At 68.0% G+C, this 17840-nt stretch carries 13 protein-coding genes; 11 read left to right on the top strand and 2 right to left on the bottom strand.

The window, feature by feature from the left end:
- Positions 1-86 precede the first annotated feature (86 nt).
- From HDA45_RS02445 to HDA45_RS02430, 4 genes are read left to right on the top strand one after another with little or no spacing between them, the layout of a single operon-like run.
- On the top strand, positions 87-1826 hold the full coding sequence (locus HDA45_RS02445; RefSeq protein WP_221470991.1) for a thiamine pyrophosphate-binding protein: 1740 nt from the start codon (positions 87-89) through the stop codon (positions 1824-1826).
- Positions 1827-1842: 16 nt separating this feature from the next.
- Positions 1843-3072: a formyl-CoA transferase gene (gene frc, locus HDA45_RS02440; protein WP_184891679.1), complete on the top strand. Its 1230-nt coding sequence runs from the start codon at positions 1843-1845 to the stop codon at positions 3070-3072.
- Between the two features lie 12 nt (positions 3073-3084).
- A complete protein-coding gene (locus tag HDA45_RS02435) occupies positions 3085-5214 on the top strand; it encodes an acetate--CoA ligase family protein (protein ID WP_184891678.1) in 2130 nt (709 codons plus the stop codon).
- Between the two features lie 34 nt (positions 5215-5248).
- A complete protein-coding gene (locus HDA45_RS02430) occupies positions 5249-6631 on the top strand; it encodes an OFA family MFS transporter (protein ID WP_184891677.1) in 1383 nt (460 codons plus the stop codon).
- Here HDA45_RS02430 and HDA45_RS02425 read toward each other — a convergent pair.
- Positions 6628-7356: an FCD domain-containing protein gene (locus tag HDA45_RS02425; protein WP_184891676.1), complete on the bottom strand. Its 729-nt coding sequence runs from the start codon at positions 7354-7356 to the stop codon at positions 6628-6630. The two genes, HDA45_RS02430 and HDA45_RS02425, sit on opposite strands and share 4 nt — an antisense overlap.
- A gap of 351 nt (positions 7357-7707) precedes the next feature.
- Between HDA45_RS02425 and HDA45_RS02420 the strand changes: the two genes are divergently transcribed.
- The 7 genes from HDA45_RS02420 (at position 7708) to gcl (ending at position 17048) form a co-directional block, all read left to right on the top strand.
- Positions 7708-8700, top strand: coding sequence for a 2-dehydropantoate 2-reductase (locus tag HDA45_RS02420; protein WP_184891675.1), 993 nt, complete (start codon positions 7708-7710; stop codon positions 8698-8700).
- A gap of 14 nt (positions 8701-8714) precedes the next feature.
- On the top strand, positions 8715-10634 hold the full coding sequence (locus HDA45_RS02415; RefSeq protein ID WP_184891674.1) for a molybdopterin-dependent oxidoreductase: 1920 nt from the start codon (positions 8715-8717) through the stop codon (positions 10632-10634).
- Between the two features lie 10 nt (positions 10635-10644).
- Positions 10645-12396, top strand: coding sequence for an NAD(P)H-dependent oxidoreductase subunit E (locus tag HDA45_RS02410; protein WP_184891673.1), 1752 nt, complete (start codon positions 10645-10647; stop codon positions 12394-12396).
- Complete coding sequence (locus tag HDA45_RS02405) at positions 12393-13316, top strand: 2Fe-2S iron-sulfur cluster-binding protein (RefSeq protein ID WP_184891672.1); 924 nt, start codon at positions 12393-12395, stop codon at positions 13314-13316. Before HDA45_RS02410 ends, HDA45_RS02405 begins: the two co-directional genes overlap by 4 nt.
- Before the next feature lie 322 nt (positions 13317-13638).
- Positions 13639-14466: a hydroxypyruvate isomerase family protein gene (locus tag HDA45_RS02400; protein ID WP_184891671.1), complete on the top strand. Its 828-nt coding sequence runs from the start codon at positions 13639-13641 to the stop codon at positions 14464-14466.
- On the top strand, positions 14463-15350 hold the full coding sequence (locus tag HDA45_RS02395) for an NAD(P)-dependent oxidoreductase (RefSeq protein WP_184891670.1): 888 nt from the start codon (positions 14463-14465) through the stop codon (positions 15348-15350). Before HDA45_RS02400 ends, HDA45_RS02395 begins: the two co-directional genes overlap by 4 nt.
- 3 nt (positions 15351-15353) lie before the next feature.
- Positions 15354-17048: a glyoxylate carboligase gene (gene gcl, locus HDA45_RS02390; RefSeq protein WP_184891669.1), complete on the top strand. Its 1695-nt coding sequence runs from the start codon at positions 15354-15356 to the stop codon at positions 17046-17048.
- Positions 17049-17092: 44 nt separating this feature from the next.
- Here the strand turns inward: gcl and HDA45_RS02385 are convergent, their stop codons facing one another.
- Positions 17093-17521 carry a pyridoxamine 5'-phosphate oxidase family protein gene (locus tag HDA45_RS02385; protein ID WP_184891668.1) on the bottom strand — a complete coding sequence of 143 codons (429 nt, stop codon included), beginning with the start codon at positions 17519-17521 and terminating at the stop codon, positions 17093-17095.
- Positions 17522-17840 lie beyond the last annotated feature (319 nt).

The raw sequence follows: 17840 nt of genomic DNA, 5'->3' as shown, positions 1-17840 counted from the left end.
TTGCGTAGGGGCCGCGCGGACGGAGCAGATCCGGAACGAGCGCACGGATCAGAGAGGTCCGGCGTGCGAGAAAGAGGAGTTGAACGATGGCGCCAACGACCGGCCGGGTGGACTCGGCGGACACCGCGAAGGCCACCACCAACGGTTCCGAACCCGCCCCGGATCTGATCTCCGGCGGCCACCTGGTGGCCAAGGCGCTCAAGGCGGAGGGCGTCGACACGATCTTCACCTTGTGCGGCGGGCACATCATCGACATCTACGACGGCTGCGTCGACGAGGGCATCGAAGTCATCGACGTCCGGCACGAACAGGTCGCCGCGCACGCGGCCGACGGGTACGCGCGGATCACCGGCCGGCCGGGGTGCGCCGTCGTCACCGCGGGCCCGGGGACGACGGACGCCGTGACCGGTGTCGCGAACGCCTTGCGCGCGGAGAGCCCGATGCTCCTCATCGGCGGGCAGGGAGCGCTGACGCAGCACAAGATGGGGTCGCTGCAGGACCTCCCGCACGTCGACATGATGGCGCCGATCACCAAGTTCTCCGCGACCGTCCCGGACACCGCGCGGGTGGCGGACCTGGTCTCGATGGCGTTCCGCGAGTGCTACCACGGCGCACCCGGACCGTCCTTTTTGGAGATACCCCGCGACGTCCTCGACGCGAAGGTCCCGGTGGACAAGGCGCGGGTTCCCTCGGCGGGCCGATACCGCGCCTCCACGCGTAACGCCGGCGACCCCGCCGACATCGAGAAACTCGCCGACCTCCTCGTCCACGCGAAGAAGCCGGCCATCCTGCTGGGCAGCCAGGTGTGGACGACGCGGGCCACCGAACCGGCCACCGAACTGGTGCGCAGGCTGAACATCCCGGCCTACATGAACGGCGCCGGCCGCGGGACGCTGCCGCCCGGCGACCCGCACCACTTCCAGCTCTCCCGCCGCTACGCCTTCGACAACGCCGACGTGATCGTCATCGTCGGCACCCCGTTCGACTTCCGCATGGGCTACGGCAAACGGCTGTCCCCGGACGCGACGGTCGTACAGATCGATCTCGACTACCGCACCGTCGGGAAGAACCGGGACGTCGACCTCGGCATCGTCGGTGACGCGGGTCAGGTGCTCGCCGCGGTCGCGGAGGCGGCGACCGGACGGGTCGACAACGGCGCCGTCGCGCGCAAGGTCTGGCTGGAGGAACTGCAGGGCGTGGAGGAGAAGGCGAAGCAGAAGCGGTTGCCGCTCCAGCATTCCGACGCGAGCCCGATCCATCCGTACCGGCTGGTGCACGAGATCAACGAGTTCCTCACCGAAGACTCGCTGTACATCGGCGACGGCGGCGACATCGTCACGTTCTCCGGACAGGTCGTCCAGCCGAAGGCACCGGGGCACTGGATGGACCCGGGTCCGCTCGGCACGCTCGGCGTCGGGATCCCGTTCGTGCTCGCCGCGAAACACGCGCGGCCGGAGAAGGAGGTGGTCGCGCTGTTCGGCGATGGCGCGTTCAGCTTGACCGGCTGGGATTTCGAAACCCTGGTGCGCTTCGATCTGCCGTTCGTCGGGATCGTCGGCAACAACTCGTCCATGAACCAGATCCGCTACGGGCAGGCCGCGAAGTACGGCCTCGGCCGTGAACGGATCGGCAACACGCTCGGCGACGTCCCCTACGACGAGTTCGCCCGGATGCTCGGCGGGCACGGCGAGGCGGTGCGTGACCCCGCGGACATCGGCCCGGCGCTCCTGCGCGCCCGCGAGTCTGGGAAGCCTTCGCTCATCAACGTTTGGATCGATCCGGACGTGTACGCGCCCGGAACCATGAACCAGACCATGTACAAGTAGCCGGGAGGGATCACCGATGGGAAAGGCACTCGACGGCGTCCGTGTCCTCGACATGACGCATGTCCAATCAGGACCTTCGTCCACGCAGATCCTGGCCTGGCTCGGCGCGGACGTGATCAAATTGGAGACACCGGGCCGTGGCGACATCACCCGTGGCCAGCTCCGTGACCTGCCGGGGGTGGACAGCCTCTACTTCACGATGCTCAACGCCAACAAGCGCAGCATCACCCTGAACATGAAGAGCGAGCAGGGAAAGAAGGTCTTCGAGCAGCTCGCGTCCAGTGTGGACGTCTTGGTGGAGAACTTCGGGCCCGGCGTCGTCGACCGCTTCGGTTACCCGTGGGAGAGGCTTGCGGAGCTGAACCCCCGGCTGATCTACGCTTCCATCAAGGGTTTCGGCCCTGGCCGGTACGCGGATTTCAAGGCCTACGAAGTCATCGCGCAGGCGATGGGCGGCGCGATGAGCACCACCGGGTTCGAGGACGGCCCGCCGACCGCGACCGGCGCCCAGATCGGGGACTCGGGAACCGGGATCCACCTGGTCGCCGCGATCCTCGCCGCGTTGTACCAGCGCACCAACTCCGGCCGGGGCCAGCGGGTCCAGGTCGCGATGCAGGACGCGGTGCTCAACCTCTGCCGCGTCAAACTCCGCGACCAGCAGCGACTGGCGCACGGTCCGCTCAACGAGTACCCGAACGACGTCTTCGGCGACGAGGTCCCGCGTTCGGGCAACGCCTCCGGTGGCGGGCAGCCGGGCTGGGCGGTGAAATGCGCGCCGGGCGGCCCGAACGACTACATCTACGTGATCATCCAGCCGGTCGGCTGGCAGCCCATCGCCGAACTGATCGGGAAACCCGAACTGGCCGAAGATCCGGACTGGTCGACGCCGGAGGCGCGACTGTCCAAACTGGACAAAGCGTTCGGGATGATCGAGGAGTGGACCGAGAAGCACACCAAATGGGAGGTGATGGAGGCGCTCAACGCCCACAACATCCCCTGCGGGCCGATCCTGTCCACCCGTGAGCTGGCCGAGGACGCCACGCTGGCCGAATTGGGCACGGTCGTCGAGGTCGAGCACCCCGAACGAGGTGCCTTCAAAACGGTGGGCTGCCCGCTGAAGCTCTCGGATTCGCCGGTCGAGGTCGAACGCTCGCCCTTGCTCGGCGAGCACAACGCCGAGGTCCTCGGCGAACTCGGCTACGGCGCGGACGACCTGGACCGGCTGCGCGCGGCCGGCGTGATCTGAGGGAGAGGGCGCATGGCAGACAAAGAGATCGTCGAAAAGATCCTCGAGAAGATCGCCGCCGAAGGCCGCACCTCGCTGACCGCGCCGGAAGGCCGTCAGGTGTGCGAGGCCTACGGGATCCCGACGCCGCGAGAGCGGCTCGCGACCACCGCGGAGGAAGCCGTCGCGCAGGCCGAGGAGATCGGTCTCCCGGTGGTGCTGAAGATCGTCTCGCCCGACATCCTCCACAAAACCGAGGCGGGCGGGGTGCTCGTCGGCCTGGCGTCGGCGGACGCCGTGGCAGCCGGGTTCCGGACCATCGTGGCCAACGCGAAGGCGTACGACGCCGGCGCGGACATCACGGGTGTCCAGGTTCAGCAGATGCTGACCACCGGACAGGAGGTGATCATCGGCGCGACCACCGACGCCACGTTCGGCAAGATCGTCGCCTTCGGACTCGGCGGGGTGCTGGTCGAGGTACTCAAGGACGTCACGTTCCGGCTGGCCCCGCTCGAGCGTGACCAGGCGTTCTCGATGATCGACGGGATCGCGGCCGCCGAGATCCTGCACGGGGTGCGCGGCGCGGAACCGGTGAGCAGGGAAGCGCTCGCCGACGTGCTCACACGCGTTGGCGCTCTGGTCACCGATTTCCCGCAACTGGCCGAAGTCGACCTCAACCCGGTGCTGGCCACGCCCGAGGGCGCCACCGCGGTCGACGTCCGGATCCTGGTCGATCCCGAGGCCGCGCGCGAGCCGGTGCGGTTCGGCCAGGAGGAGATCCTGGCGTCGATGACCCGGATCATGAAACCGGCGTCGATCGCCGTCATCGGGGCGTCCGCCGAAGCGGGCAAGATCGGCAACTCGGTGATGAAGAACCTCGTCAACGGCGGCTTCGCGGGCGAGATCCACCCGATCAACCCCAAAGCGGCCGAGATCCTGGACCGCAAGGCGTATCCGAGCATCTCCGACGTCCCGGGTGACGTCGACGTCGCGGTGTTCGCCATTCCGGCCAAGTTCGTCCCCGCCGCGCTGGAACAGGCGGGCCGGAAAGGGGTGGCGGGCGCGATCCTGATCCCGTCGGGCTTCGGTGAGACCGGAAACATCGAGTTACAGGACCAGGTCGTCGCGATCGCGCGGGAACACGGCGTCCGGATCCTCGGCCCGAACATCTACGGCTACTACTACACGCCCGAGAATCTTTCGGCGACGTTCTGCACGCCGTACGACGTCAAGGGCGGTGTCGCGCTTTCCTCACAGAGCGGCGGCATCGGGATGGCGATCCTCGGATTCAGCCGGTCGGCGAAAATGGGGGTCTCCGCGATCGTCGGAGTGGGCAACAAGGCCGATATCGACGAGGACGATCTGCTCACCTTCTTCGAGCAGGACGAAAACACCGACCTCATCGCCATGCATCTGGAAGACCTGAAAGACGGGCGATCGTTCGCGGAAACGGCGAAACGGGTTTCCGAGCGGAAACCGGTCGTCGTACTCAAAGCGGGCCGGACTTCGCAAGGCGCGAAAGCGGCGAGTTCGCACACCGGGGCGCTCGCCGGTGACGACAAGGTCTACGACGACATCCTGCGCCAGAGCGGCGTCATCCGGGCGCCCGGCCTGAACGACCTGCTCGAGTACGCGCGTGGCATCCCGCTCCTGCCGACACCGAAGGGCGAGAACGTCGTCATCATCACCGGCGCGGGCGGCTCCGGTGTGCTGCTTTCCGACGCCTGTGTGGACAACGGGCTGAGCCTGATGGAGATCCCGCCCGATCTCGACACGTCCTTCCGGGAGTTCATCCCGCCGTTCGGCGCGGCCGGGAACCCGGTGGACATCACCGGCGGCGAACCGCCTTCCACCTACCGGAACACGATCGCGCTCGGGTTGGCGGACGAGCGGATCCATGCCCTGATCCTCGGTTACTGGCATACGATCGTCACCCCGCCGATGGTCTTCGCGGAACTGGTTTCCGAGGTCGTGTCCGAATTTCGCGCGAAGGGGATCCACAAGCCCGTCGTCGCCTCGCTGGCAGGCGACGTCGAGGTCGAACAGGCCAGCAGTTATCTCTACGAGCACGGCGTCGTGGCCTATCCGTACACGACGGAGAAACCGGTGGCCGTACTCGGCGCGAAGTATCGCTGGGCACGTTCGGCGGGGCTTCTCGGCTGATTTCCGGTCCCCAACCGACCCAAGGAGAATGACAATGACGTCATCGACCGCGGCTCAACCACCCGGAACGTACAAGGAAGTAACCGATTCGAACGGCCGGATCTACCGGATCGGCGAGACCGATCGCGACATCATGGGCCGTCCACGATGGACGATGGTGATCCTGCCCTGGATCGCCATGATGGCCATCAGTTCCTCGGAATACGCGTTCACGTCGGCGGAGGAGACGCTGTCGTCGGCGCACGGCTGGCACGGCGCGACCATCTTCTGGCTGCTCGGGGTCTGGGTGTTCTTCCAGGCGATCGTGGCCTTCCCCGCCGGGAAGATGCGGGAGAACGGCACCCTGCCGGCGAAGGCGGCGATGATGTTGGGAGCGGCGGGCACCCTGCTCGCCTACCTTTCCCTCGCCTACGCGCCCAGTGAGGTCTGGGCGTATCTCGGCTTCGGGTTCTTCGGCGGTGGCGGGGCGGGCCTGGTCTACGCGACCTGCGTCAACATGGTGGGGAAGTGGTATCCGGAGCGGAGGGGCGGCAAGACCGGTTTCGTCAACGGCGGCTTCGCCTACGGTTCGGTGCCGTTCATCTTCCTCTTCACCTCCTACATGGACCTTTCCAACTTTTCGGGCGTGCTGCTCGTGGTCGGGATCTTCCTGGCGGCGGTGGTCGCGGTGAGCGGCTTCTACTTCCAGGACCCGCCGAAGAACTGGTGGCCGTCGCACGTCGACCCGCTGAAGGTGTCCGACGATCCGCGGATCCGCCGGTCGCTGCAGAAGAATCCGCCGGCGGTGAAGCAGTACACGCCCCAGGAAGCACTTCGGACCGGGATGCTGCCGCTGATGTGGTTCTGCCTGCTGTGCACGGCGGGGGTGAACATCTTCGGCATCGCGATGCAGGTCCCGTTCGGCAACGAGATGGGCTTCGCGGGCGGGATCGTCGCGCTGGCGATGAGCCTGAAGGCGATCATCAACGGCACCGGCCGCGGCGTCATCGGCTGGATCTCCGACCGTTACGGGCGGCGGCAGACGCTGTTCATGGTCTGCGTGGTGCTCGGCCTCGCGCAGGTCGCGGTGTACCTGTCCGGCTCGATCGGCAGCATGCCGCTGTTCCTGCTCGCCTCGATGGTGTCCGGCTTCGGCGGCGGCGCGATCTTCCCGCTGTTCGCGGCGATGACGGCGGACTTCTACGGCGAGAACAACAACGCCAGCAACTACGGCCTGGTCTACAGCTCGAAGCTGATATCGGGCCTGGTCGGCTCCGGTGTCGGCGCGATGGTCGTGGTGGCGTGGGGCTACGGCGGCGCGTTCTTCCTCGCGGGCGGGACGAGCCTGTTCGCGGCCGCGCTCAGTTTGCTGCTGCGCCAGCCCGGGCGTTCGCGGACGCGGACTCCCCGGCCTGAACAGGAGTTGAAGCCCGTCTAGTCCTCCTTCGGGCGTTCGTGGAAGGCCTGCCGGGTGCGCTCGGTGTGCTGGTTCATGATCCGCTCGGCGGCGGTGGTGTCACCGGCGGCGATGGCCTTGATCAGTTCCTCGTGTTCGTGCCAGGCGTCGTGGCTTCGGGGGCGGGCGATCGGCGTGTAGTACCAGCGGACCCGGCGATCGACCATGCCGATCATCTCGGCGAGGACGGTGTTCCCGGACAGTTCGGTGATGAACGCGTGGAGTGCGGCGTTGGCCGCGACGAGGCCTTCGGTGTCGTCGGCGGCCAACGCCTCCAGCCCGGTCTTCTGCAGTTCCCACAAGCGTTCGACGTCTTCGTCCCCGGCCCTGTCGGCGGCGAGACGGGCGGAGTGCGCCTCCAGGACGGTGCGCACGCTGAGGAGTTGATCGGCCTCCTCGTCGGTGGGCATGTGCACGAAGGCACCCTGCGCGGGGCGGAGGTCCACCCAGCCTTCGCTTTGCAGGCGCTGCAACGCTTCCCGGACCGGCTGCCGGCTCACGCCCAGGTACTCGGCGAGGTCGGCCTCGACGAGGTGCTGGCCGGGCTCGAGGGTCCGGTTGATGATCAGCTCCGCGAGCGCGTCGTAGACGACCTGCCGCAACGGCGCCGGCCGCTCGACGCGTTTGGCCGTCGCCGAGCTGAGCGTGCCCTTGGTGCGGCGGCCGGTGGGACCGCGCTCGGGCAGGGGTGAAACGGGCTGGCTCACAGGACCTCCGGAGGACTCGTCCGCCTCAGGATACAGGTTTTGGTATGCAAAATCCCGACAATCTCCCCTTCATTCCGCATTTCGTCCTCTGGATGCGGTCCTGTCCCGCGGCCAACGCCGATCTCGCGTGCTTGGAGGCGGAACTCACGTGACCAGACCCGGAACTCGCGTGCTTGGGGGCGGAACTCGCGTCGAGGGGCGGCTACGGGGTAGATCGGCCTCCAGACACGCGAGTTCCGTCTCCAGACACGCGAGTTCCGGGTGGTGGCGTGACGGAATGCGGGCTGGCGCGGCGACCATCTACAGGATACTGTATGCAATCTGGTCTTTCGGCTGAGCGGGAGGCACGTCATGAAGGTCGCTGTTCTGGGAGCGGGCGCGATCGGCGCGTACGTCGGGGCCGCGCTGCACCGAGGCGGGGCGGAGGTCCACCTCATCGCGAGGCGGGCGCACGGGGACGCGATGCGCGCTCACGGCGTGCGGGTGCTCAGCCCGCGCGGGAACTTCACCGTCCGGCCCCACGTCACCGACGATCCGGCGCAAGTCGGCCCCGTAGACTTCGTCTTCCTTGGCCTGAAAGCGAATTCGTACGCCTCGTGCGGTCCGCTGATCGCGCCACTGCTGGGTGAGGACACCGCGATCGTGGCCGCGCAGAACGGGATCCCGTGGTGGTACTTCCACGGTCTCACCGGACATCCGCTGGAGGACCGTCGCGTCGAGACGGTCGATCCCGGCGGCGCTGTCAGCGAGGTCCTGGAGCTGAGGCGCGCGATCGGCTGCGTCGTCTACTGCTCGACGGTGATCGAGGAACCAGGCGTGATCCGGCATCTCGAAGGCACCCGATTCGCTTTGGGGGAGCCGAAAGGCGGCGTCTCCTCGCGGTGCGCGGCGCTCGCCGACGCGCTGATCGCGGGCGGGTTGAAGGCGCCGGTCGAACTCGACCTGCGCGACGAGATCTGGGTCAAGCTCATGGGCAACGTCGCCTTCAACCCGCTCAGCGCGCTGACCAGGGCGACCATGGTCCAGATGTGCGAGCATCCGGACACCCGCGAGCTCGTCGCCACGATGATGAACGAGACCCTCGCGATCGCCCGTGCCGCGGGCAGCGACCCCAAGGTGTCGGTCGAGAAGCGCATCAACGGCGCCTGGCGCGTCGGCCACCACAAGACGTCGATGCTGCAGGACCTCGAAGCGGGCAAACCGCTGGAGATCGACGCGATCATCGGCGCCGTCGTCGAACTCGCCGAGCTCACCGGCGTGTCCGCCCCCGCGTTGCGGCACGTCCACGCCGCGATCGGCCTGCTCGACCAGACCGCGAACGCCGTTCCCGTCGGAGCGCACTGAATCGGAGGAACCCGGTGAAGCGCAAGAACACCGAGCCGTACGTCCGGCTCACGCAGCCACTGGTCCGCGACTCGGGAGTGTTGCGCCCGGCGACCTGGGAGGAGGCGCTGGAGCGCGCCGCCGCCGGGTTCCGGCGCACGCTCGAGACCAAGGGGCCCGAAGCCTTCGGCATGTTCTCCTGTGCCAGGGCGACCAACGAGATGAACTACGTCGCGCAGAAGTTCACCCGGGCGGTGATCGGTACCAACAACGTCGATTCGTGCAACCGCACCTGTCACGCGCCGAGTGTCGCCGGGCTGGCACGGGTGTTCGACAGCGGCGGCGGAACGTCTTCGTACCAGGAGATCGAAGACGCCGACGTCATCGTCGTCTGGGGTGGCAACCCGCGTGAAGCGCATCCGATCTTCTTCCAGCACGTGCTCAAGGCGATCCACCGCGGCGCGAAGCTGTTCGTCATCGACCCGCGCCGCACCAGCACCGCGAGCTGGGCGCACCGGCAACTCCAGTTGCACGTCGGCACGGACATCCCGCTGGCGCACGCGATCGCCCGCGAGATCATCCACTCCGGACTCGCCAACACCGCCTTCATCGAACGTGCCACCGAGGGTCTCGCCGAGTTCGCGGCGTCGGTCGAGCCGTGGACGCTCGAGGTCGCCGAAGAGACGACCGGTGTCCCGGCCGAGCTGATCAAGGAACTCGCGCACACCTACGCCCGCGCCGATCGCGGCCAGCTGTCGTGGACGCTCGGGATCACCGAACACCACAACGGCACCGACAACGTCCTGTCGCTGATCAACCTCGCGTTGCTGGCCGGGCACGTCGGCCGCTACGGCGCCGGGCTCAACCCGTTGCGCGGGCAGAACAACGTCCAGGGCGGCGGCGACATGGGCGCCATCCCGGACCGGATGCCCGGGTTCCAGAACATCCTGGACACCGGCGTCCGGGCGAAGTTCGACGCGGCGTGGGGTTCGGCCATTCCGCCGCACAAGGGTCTCAACCTCACGCAGATGCTCGACGCGATGGAGCGTGGCGAGCTGACCTGCGTCTACATCATCGGGGAGAACCCGGTCCAGTCCGAGGCGGACTGCGAGCACACGATCAAACGGTTGTCCAATGTGGACCACCTGGTGGTGCAGGACATCTTCCTCACCAAGACCGCGCAGCTGGCCGATGTCGTGCTGCCCGCCTCGGCGGCCTGGTGCGAATCCGACGGCACCTTCACCAACAGCGAGCGCCGGGTCCAGCGGGTCCGCAAGGCGCTCGAACCGCCAGAGGGCGCGCGTGACGACATCCAGCTGTTGTGCGAACTCGCCCGCCGTCTCGGCCACGACTGGCACTACGAGGGCGGCGAGGACGTCTGGGACGAACTCCGGACGCTGTCGCCGATGCACGCCGGGATGAGCTACGCACGGCTCGAGGAACTCGGCGGTATCCAATGGCCTTGCTACCGCGAGGACGAGCTCGAACCGACGTTCCTGCACGGGCGTCTCTGGGAGGAAGACCCGGCGAAACGCGGCCGCCCGGCGCCGTTCACCGTGATCGTGCACAGCCCGCCGGTGGACCTGCTCACCGAGGACTTCCCGATCCGGCTGACCACCGGGCGACGGCTGGACTCGTACAACACCGGCGTCCAGTCCGGGGGATTCCCGTCGCCGTTGCGCCGTGGGGAGACCCTCGATCTCTGCCTGGCCGACGCCGTCAAGCTGGGAGTCACCGAGGACGAGGTCGTGCGGATTTCGTCCCGCCGCGGCGAGATCGAGGCGCCGGTCCGGATCGACGAGGGGCTGCGTCCGGGCCTGGCGTTCATGACCTTCCACTTCCCGGACGAGATCGACGTCAACGTGATCACCATCGAGGCGACCTGTCCGGTCGCGGGTACGGCCGAGTACAAGGCCGCCGCGATCCGGGTCGAGAAGCTGCCCGCCACCGTGTGAGGAGTCCCGAATGGACCTGCGCTTCCTGAACGCCGAACCGACGGACACCGAACGGGAGGCCGTCGACGCGCTCGGGACCGGATCGGCCCGCGATCAGTTGCTCCCGGCCCTGCACGCGGTGAACGACCGGGTCGGCTGGATCAGCCAGGGAGCGCTGAACCACATTTGCCGACGGCTGAACGTCCCGCCGGCGGAGGCGTACGGGGTGGCCAGCTTCTACGCGCTGTTCTCGCTGAAGGAACGGCCGCCGCGGGTCGTCCACGTCTGCACGGACCTGGCCTGTCGGGTCAACGGCGCGGAGGCGGTGTGCGACGCGCTGACCGAGACCGCCGGCGCCGCGGGGTTCACCTGGCATCGCAGTCCTTGCCTGGGTGTCTGCGAACGCGCCCCCGCGGCGCTGGCTTTCGAAGCGGGCGACCCCGCCGAGGAACGCTTGCTCGCTCCGGCGACCCCAGAGGAGATCGCCCGCGGGACGTTCGATCGGGAGGAAGCGCCGATCTCCGTTCCGCAGCAAGGGGAACCGGGACTGCGCTTGCTGCGCAGAGTCGGCGTCGTCGACCCCGAGAGCCTGGACGCTTACCGCGCGGCGGGCGGTTATGCGGCCTTGCGCAACGCGTTGGTGCTCGGCTCGGCCGGGGTCATCCGCGAAGTGACCGACTCGGGGCTGATGGGCCGCGGCGGGGCCGCGTTCCCGACCGGCCGGAAATGGGACGCCACCGCCCGGCAACCGGAGCGGACCCGGTACCTGGTCTGCAACGCCGACGAGAGCGAACCGGGCACTTTCAAGGACCGAGTCCTGATCGAGGGTGACCCATTCGCGCTCGTCGAGGCGATGACCATCGCCGCGTTCGCCATCGGGGCGCAAAAGGGTTACGTCTACCTGCGCGGCGAGTACCCGCGAGCCCTGCGGCTGCTGCGCAACGCGATCGACGTCGCCCGCGAACGCGGGTTCCTGGGTGAGAACATCATGGGACGCCACGGTTTCTCGTTCGACATCGAGATCAGGCGGGGCGCGGGCGCCTACATCTGCGGCGAGGAAACGGCGATCTTCAACTCGATCGAGGGGTTCCGCGGCGAGCCGAGAACCAAACCGCCCTTCCCGGTGGAGAAGGGGTTGTTCGGCAAGCCGACGGTGGTGAACAACGTCGAGACCCTGGTCAACGTCCCGCTGATCCTCACCGAGGGCTGCGAGGCCTACCGCCGCATCGGGACCGAGCGTTCGGCCGGGCCGAAGCTGTTCTGCCTGTCCGGCAACGTCCGGCGTCCCGGTGTGTACGAGGTGCCGTTCGGGGCGACGTTGGGCGAACTGCTCGAACTGGCCGGGGGAGTGCCGGAAGGCCGCGAACTCCGGGCCGTCCTGCTCGGTGGCGCGGCGGGCGGTTTCGTCCGGCCCGACGAGCTCGGCCTGCCGCTGACCATGGAGGACGCCCGCGCGGCCGGGACCACACTCGGCTCGGGAGTCGTGCTGGCGCTGGACGACCGGGCCGACCTCGGCGGATTCCTGCTGCGGATCGCCGCGTTCTTCCGTGACGAGTCGTGCGGGCAGTGCGTGCCTTGCCGCATCGGGACCGTGCGGCAGGAGGAGGCACTGCACCGGATCGTCGGCGGCCGGAAGCTCAGCACCGGCGGAGACGATCTCGCGCTGCTGCGCGAAGTCGGCCAGGTGATGCGGGATTCGTCCATCTGCGGACTGGGCCAGACCGCCTGGAACGCCATCGAGTCGGCGATCGACCGGCTCGGCGCGCTGGAGGAGCGAACGTGACCATTGTCGAAATAGGACTCCCGCGGCGGCTCATCGAGTTCACTGTGGACGGTGAGACGGTCCGGGTTCCCGAAGGCTCCACGATCCTCGATGCCTGTACCGCGGCGGGAAAGAACATCCCGACGTTGTGTTACGGCGACACACTCGAACCGGCGAACGCCTGCCGTGTCTGCATGGTGGAGGTCGAGGGAACGCGCACGCTCGTGCCGTCGTGCTCCCGCAAGGCGGAACCGGGAATGGTGGTGCGGACCGAGACCGACCGGACCCGGCTCAGCCGCAAGGTGGTGCTCGAACTCCTCGGCTCGGCCACGGATCTGTCGACCACCCCCGACGTCGCGGGCTGGATGACCGAGTGCGACGCGGAACCCGGACGCTTCGGCCCGCCGGCAGCGCCTTCGAGCGACCGTGACGAGCGTCGTCCAGGCGAGCACGAGATCCCGGACGGGATGACGGCGGCGACCGTACGCCAGCCGGTCAAGGTGGACAACGAACTCTACGTCCGCGACTACGGGAAATGCATCCAGTGCTACAAATGCGTCGACGCCTGCGGCGAGCAGTGGCAGAACACCTTCGCCATCACCATGGCTGGGCGGGGATTCGACGCGCGGATCTCGACGGAGTTCGCGAATCCTCTGCCGGACAGCGCGTGTGTCTACTGTGGAAACTGTGTCGAGGTCTGCCCGACAGGCGCGCTGAGCTTCAAACGCGAGCACGACAAGCGCGAGGACGGCACCTGGGACGAGTCCCGGCAAACCGCGACGACCACCGTGTGCACCTTCTGCGGGGTCGGCTGCAACCTCACCTTGCATGTCCAGGACAACGAGATCGTCAAGGTCACCTCGCCGCACGAGAGCTCGGTGACGCACGGGAACCTCTGCATCAAGGGCCGCTTCGGCTGGCAGCACGTCCAGAACCGCTGACGGTCACCCCCGGCGCAGTGGGTCGGGGCGGGTGCCAGGTTTGGGGGCGGCGTTGCGGCGTTGCGAAAGCCACTTTCGCAACCTTCAACGTTGCGGAAGTGGCTTTCGCAACGTCCGGTGGGTCGTGACTGGCGATTCGGGATGCGGCCCGTGAAGGCCTCCTTCGCTACTGGACGCTCACCGTCGCCGCCCGCGAACACGTCGCGCTCACGGGCACCCAGCTCCCGTCGCCGGTATACCGCCCGTTGACCGAGGACAGGTCAGCGGGCTATTCTCGATATACGAAAGAAAGTTTCCGCAGAGCGAAATAACTGAGGTTTCGATGGTTGATCTTGCCGGTTCGCGTCATGCCTTGCCCTACGTGCTGAACCTGTCACTGGTCTTCACCGAGTTGCCGTTGCTCGACCGTGCGGAGGCGGCGCGGGCGGCGGGTTTCACCGCGGTCGAGTACTGGTGGCCGTTCGAGGCGCCGGTACCGGACGCCGCCGAGGCCGACGCGTTCGTGGCGTCGGTCGAGCGCGCGGGTGTCGCGGTGACGGGGCTGAACTTCTTCCCCGGTGACATGGCCGGCGGCGACCGCGGCCTGGTCACCTGGCCCGGCCGCGAGGACGAGTTCGCCCGCGGCCTCGCCTCCGCGATCGAGCTCGGCGAGCGGCTCGGCTGCCGCCGGTTCAACGCGCTCTACGGAAACCGGATCGACGGCGCGGACCCGGCCGGGCAGGACAAGCTGGGCCTGTCGAATCTGGCGCTCGCGTCGGACGCGGCCGCGGGGATCGGCGCGGAGGTCGTCTTGGAGCCGTTGTCGGGGGCGGACAAGTACCCGCTCAAGACCGCGGACGACGTGCTGAAGGTGCTCGACGAACTCGGGCGGGACAACGTGAAGCTGCTGGCCGACCTGTACCACCTGGCGGTCAACGGTGACGACCTCGACACGGTCACGACCGTCCACACCGGACGGATCGGCCATGTGCAGATCGCCGATTCCCCAGGGCGCCACCAGCCGGGGACCGGAACGCTGGACATCGAGGGATACCTGGAAAAGCTGCAGACGGCGGGCTACCGCGGGCAGGTCGGCGTGGAGTACAAACCCGACGGGCCGAGCGCGGATTCGCTGTCGTGGCTGCCTTTCGAACGAAGGGGACTGGCATGACCAAGCTGGGATTCATCGGCCTGGGGATCATGGGCGGGCCGATGGCGGGACATCTCGTCGCCGCCGGCCACGAGGTGAGCGGATTCGACACGAACGCGGACGCGCTCGCCAGGCTGGAAGAGGCGGGCGGCAGGGCTGCGAACGGGATCACGGACGCCGTTGCCGGCGCGGAAGTCGTCATCACCATGCTGCCGAACCATCCGCAGGTCGAGGCCGTCGTGCTGGCGGCGGGCGGGGTGCTGGAATCGGCAAAACCGGGAACCCTGCTGATCGACATGAGCACGATCCGGCCGGAGACCTCCATCGAGGTGGCCGAGCGGGCGGGCGAACGGGAGATCCGCGTGCTGGACGCGCCCGTTTCGGGCGGTCAGGCGGGCGCCGAGCAGGCCTCACTGTCCATTATGGCCGGTGGTGACGACGACGATTTCGCCGCCGCGCTCCCGATCCTGGAGGCCGTCGGCAAGACGATCGTCCACGTGGGGCCGCACGGCGCCGGCCAGGTCGTCAAGGCCGCCAACCAGCTGGTCGTCGGCGGGACCTACGGACTGATCGCCGAGGCGATCGTGCTGCTCGAGGCGTCCGGTGTGGACGCCGGTGTCGGGCTGGACGTCCTCGCGGGCGGCCTGGCGGGCAGCCGGATCCTCGAGCTCAAGCGGAAGTCCATGGTGGCGCGGGAATTCGCGCCGGGTTTCCGGATCGATCTGCACCACAAGGACATGGGCATCGCGCTCGCCGCCGCAAGGCAGGCCGACGTCGCGTTGCCGATCACCGGGCTGGTCGCCCAGCTCGTCGCCGCCGGACGGGCGATGGGACACGGCTCGCTCGATCACTCCGCCCTGCTGAAGGTCGTCGAAGCGCTGTCCGGCGCGGAAAGCAAGGAGTGAGGAATGCCCAGAATCCCCGCCATGCAGGCCGTCGTCGACGTCCTGATCAGTGAGGGCGTCGACACCGCGTTCGGCTGCCCCGGTGCCGCGATCCTCCCGCTGTACCACGCGATGCAGGGCAGCGGCATCGAGCACCTGATCGTGCGCCACGAAGAAGGCGCGACCCATATGGCCGACGGGTGGGCCAGGACCACCGGCAACGTCGGCGTCGCGATCGGCACCTCCGGGCCCGCCGGGACGAACATGATCACCGGCCTCTACACCGCGCAGGCCGACTCGATCCCGATCCTGTGCATCACCGGGCAGGCCGACTCGCGGAAGCTGCACACCGAAGCGTTCCAGGCCGTCGACATCGTCGAGATCGCCAAGCCGGTGACGAAATGGGCGGTGCAGGTCAAGGAGGCGGCGCAGCTGCCCTGGGTGTTCCGGGAGGCGTTCCGGATCGCGCGGTCCGGCCGTCCGGGCCCGGTCCTGATCGACCTGCCGATCGACGTCCAGCGGCAGGACATCGAATGGGACTCCAGCATCGACTCGCCGCTGCCGGTCATCACGGCGACGCCGTCGCCCGCCAGGGTCGAGCGGGCGCTGGATCTGCTCTTGGCCGCCGAACGGCCGCTGATCCTCGCGGGCGGCGGCGTGGTGCTGGGCGGCGCGAGCGATCGGCTGCGGACAGCGGCCGAACTGCTCGGAGTCCCGGTCGGCGTGACGCTGATGGGCAAGGGGACCTTCCCCGAGGACCACGAACTGTTCGCGGGTATGGCCGGTATCCAGACGTCGCAGCGCTGGGCGAACGCGGCCTTCCTCGAAGCGGATCTGGTGCTGGCGCTCGGCGCGCGGTTCGGCGACCGGCACACCGGTGACCTCGACGTCTACCGCGGCAGCCGGAAGTTCATCCACGTCGACATCGAGCCGACACAGCTGGGCAAAGTGTTCGGGCCGGACCTCGGGATCGTGTCGGACACGGGCGCGTTCCTGGACGCCCTGATCGAGGCGGCGTCGCGGCGTTCTCCGGCACGAGACCGCGCTTGGCCGCGACGCATCGGCGAGTTGAAGGAGAGCCTGCCCCGGCGGGAGGACTTCGAGGACACGCCGATCAAGGCTCCCCGGGTGTTCAAGGAGATCAACGAGTTCTACGGCGAGGACGCCTACTTCGTCACCGCGATCGGGCTGTACCAGATCTGGTCCGGGCAGTTCCAGCGCGCGCACAAGCCACGCCACTACCAGGTGTGCGGCCAGGCTGGCCCGCTCGGCTGGGAGATCCCGGCGGCGATCGGTGTCAAGAAGGCGAAACCGGAGGCCGAAGTCGTCGGCGTCGTCGGGGACTACTCGTTCCAGTTCCTGGTGGAGGAACTGGCGGTGGCCGCGCAGTACGACGTCGGATTCGTGCTGATCATGCTCAACAACGAGTACCTCGGGCTCATCCGGCAGGCCGAGACCGGCTACGAGATGAACTTCGAGGTCGACATCCACTACGACAAGAACGGCACGGACAACGTGAAGGTGATGGAGGCCTACGGGTGTTCCGGCACCCGCATCACCGAGCCGGGCGAGATCCGGGCGTCGCTGGAGTGGGCGCGCAAGGAGGCCGAGCGGACGTCGCGGCCGGTGCTGGTGGAGATCATGATCGAACGCGAAGGGAACGCCGCGATGGGCAAGGCGCTCGACAGCGTCGTCGAGTTCGAGCCGATCGCGGGCTGATGACGGTGTCCCGGCGGTTCGCCCGCCGGGACACCGTCATGCGATCAAGCCTTGCCTTGGTCGTTGCTCAGCCACTTCTCCGGCCGGACGCGGACAAGCACGGAATTGTCGCTGAGGGCACCGTCGACGTACTTCGTGGCCTCCGCCTCCGGCAGATAGCGGCGCGCGATCTTCAGCGCCTGCTCCCGGGTCGGCGGCGCGGCGTTGGCGATGACCGGCCCTTCGGCCGTCACGTACTTGTACGGCAAGGTCTCCGACTGCGCGACCAGGCTGAGCCTGCCCGCCTTCTTGATCGTCTTGTCCTTGACCGAACCGCCGTCCATCCAGATCAGGAGTTCCCCGCCGGGCTCGTAGTCGTACCAGACCGGTACGGCCAGCGGAGCCCGTCCTTCCCGCTCCACGGCCAAGACCCCGACGTGGACCTCGCTCAGGAACGCTTCCCGTTCTTCGGCGGTCATGACGAAAGACGACATCCGTGTCTCGCTTCTCTTGGTTGGTGAGCTACGAGAAGCGACAACGCGGGGTGGCTTCAGGACATTCCGGGTGCCCGCACCTCGTGAGTGGCGATTCGGGTTGGGGCCAACCGTGTCTTAGGTACCTACGGTCCGGCGGTGTCGCGTGATCAGACGGACGACACGCGTGTCGTCCGTCTGATCACGCGCGTCGTCCGCTCGGTCACGCGAAAGCACCGGCTCGGCCCGCGTGTCTCGTGAGTGGCAAATCGGGTTAGAACTGTCCTTGCCACTCACGAGCCGGAGTGCTGGGTCAGGCGAAGGCGTGACTCGTGTGATC

Origin of the sequence: Amycolatopsis umgeniensis (assembly GCF_014205155.1) — a bacterium.
Taxonomy (GTDB): Bacteria; Actinomycetota; Actinomycetes; order Mycobacteriales; family Pseudonocardiaceae; genus Amycolatopsis; species Amycolatopsis umgeniensis.
Note: the sequence above shows the minus strand (reverse complement) of the source record. Positions and strands in the feature narration are given on the sequence as shown.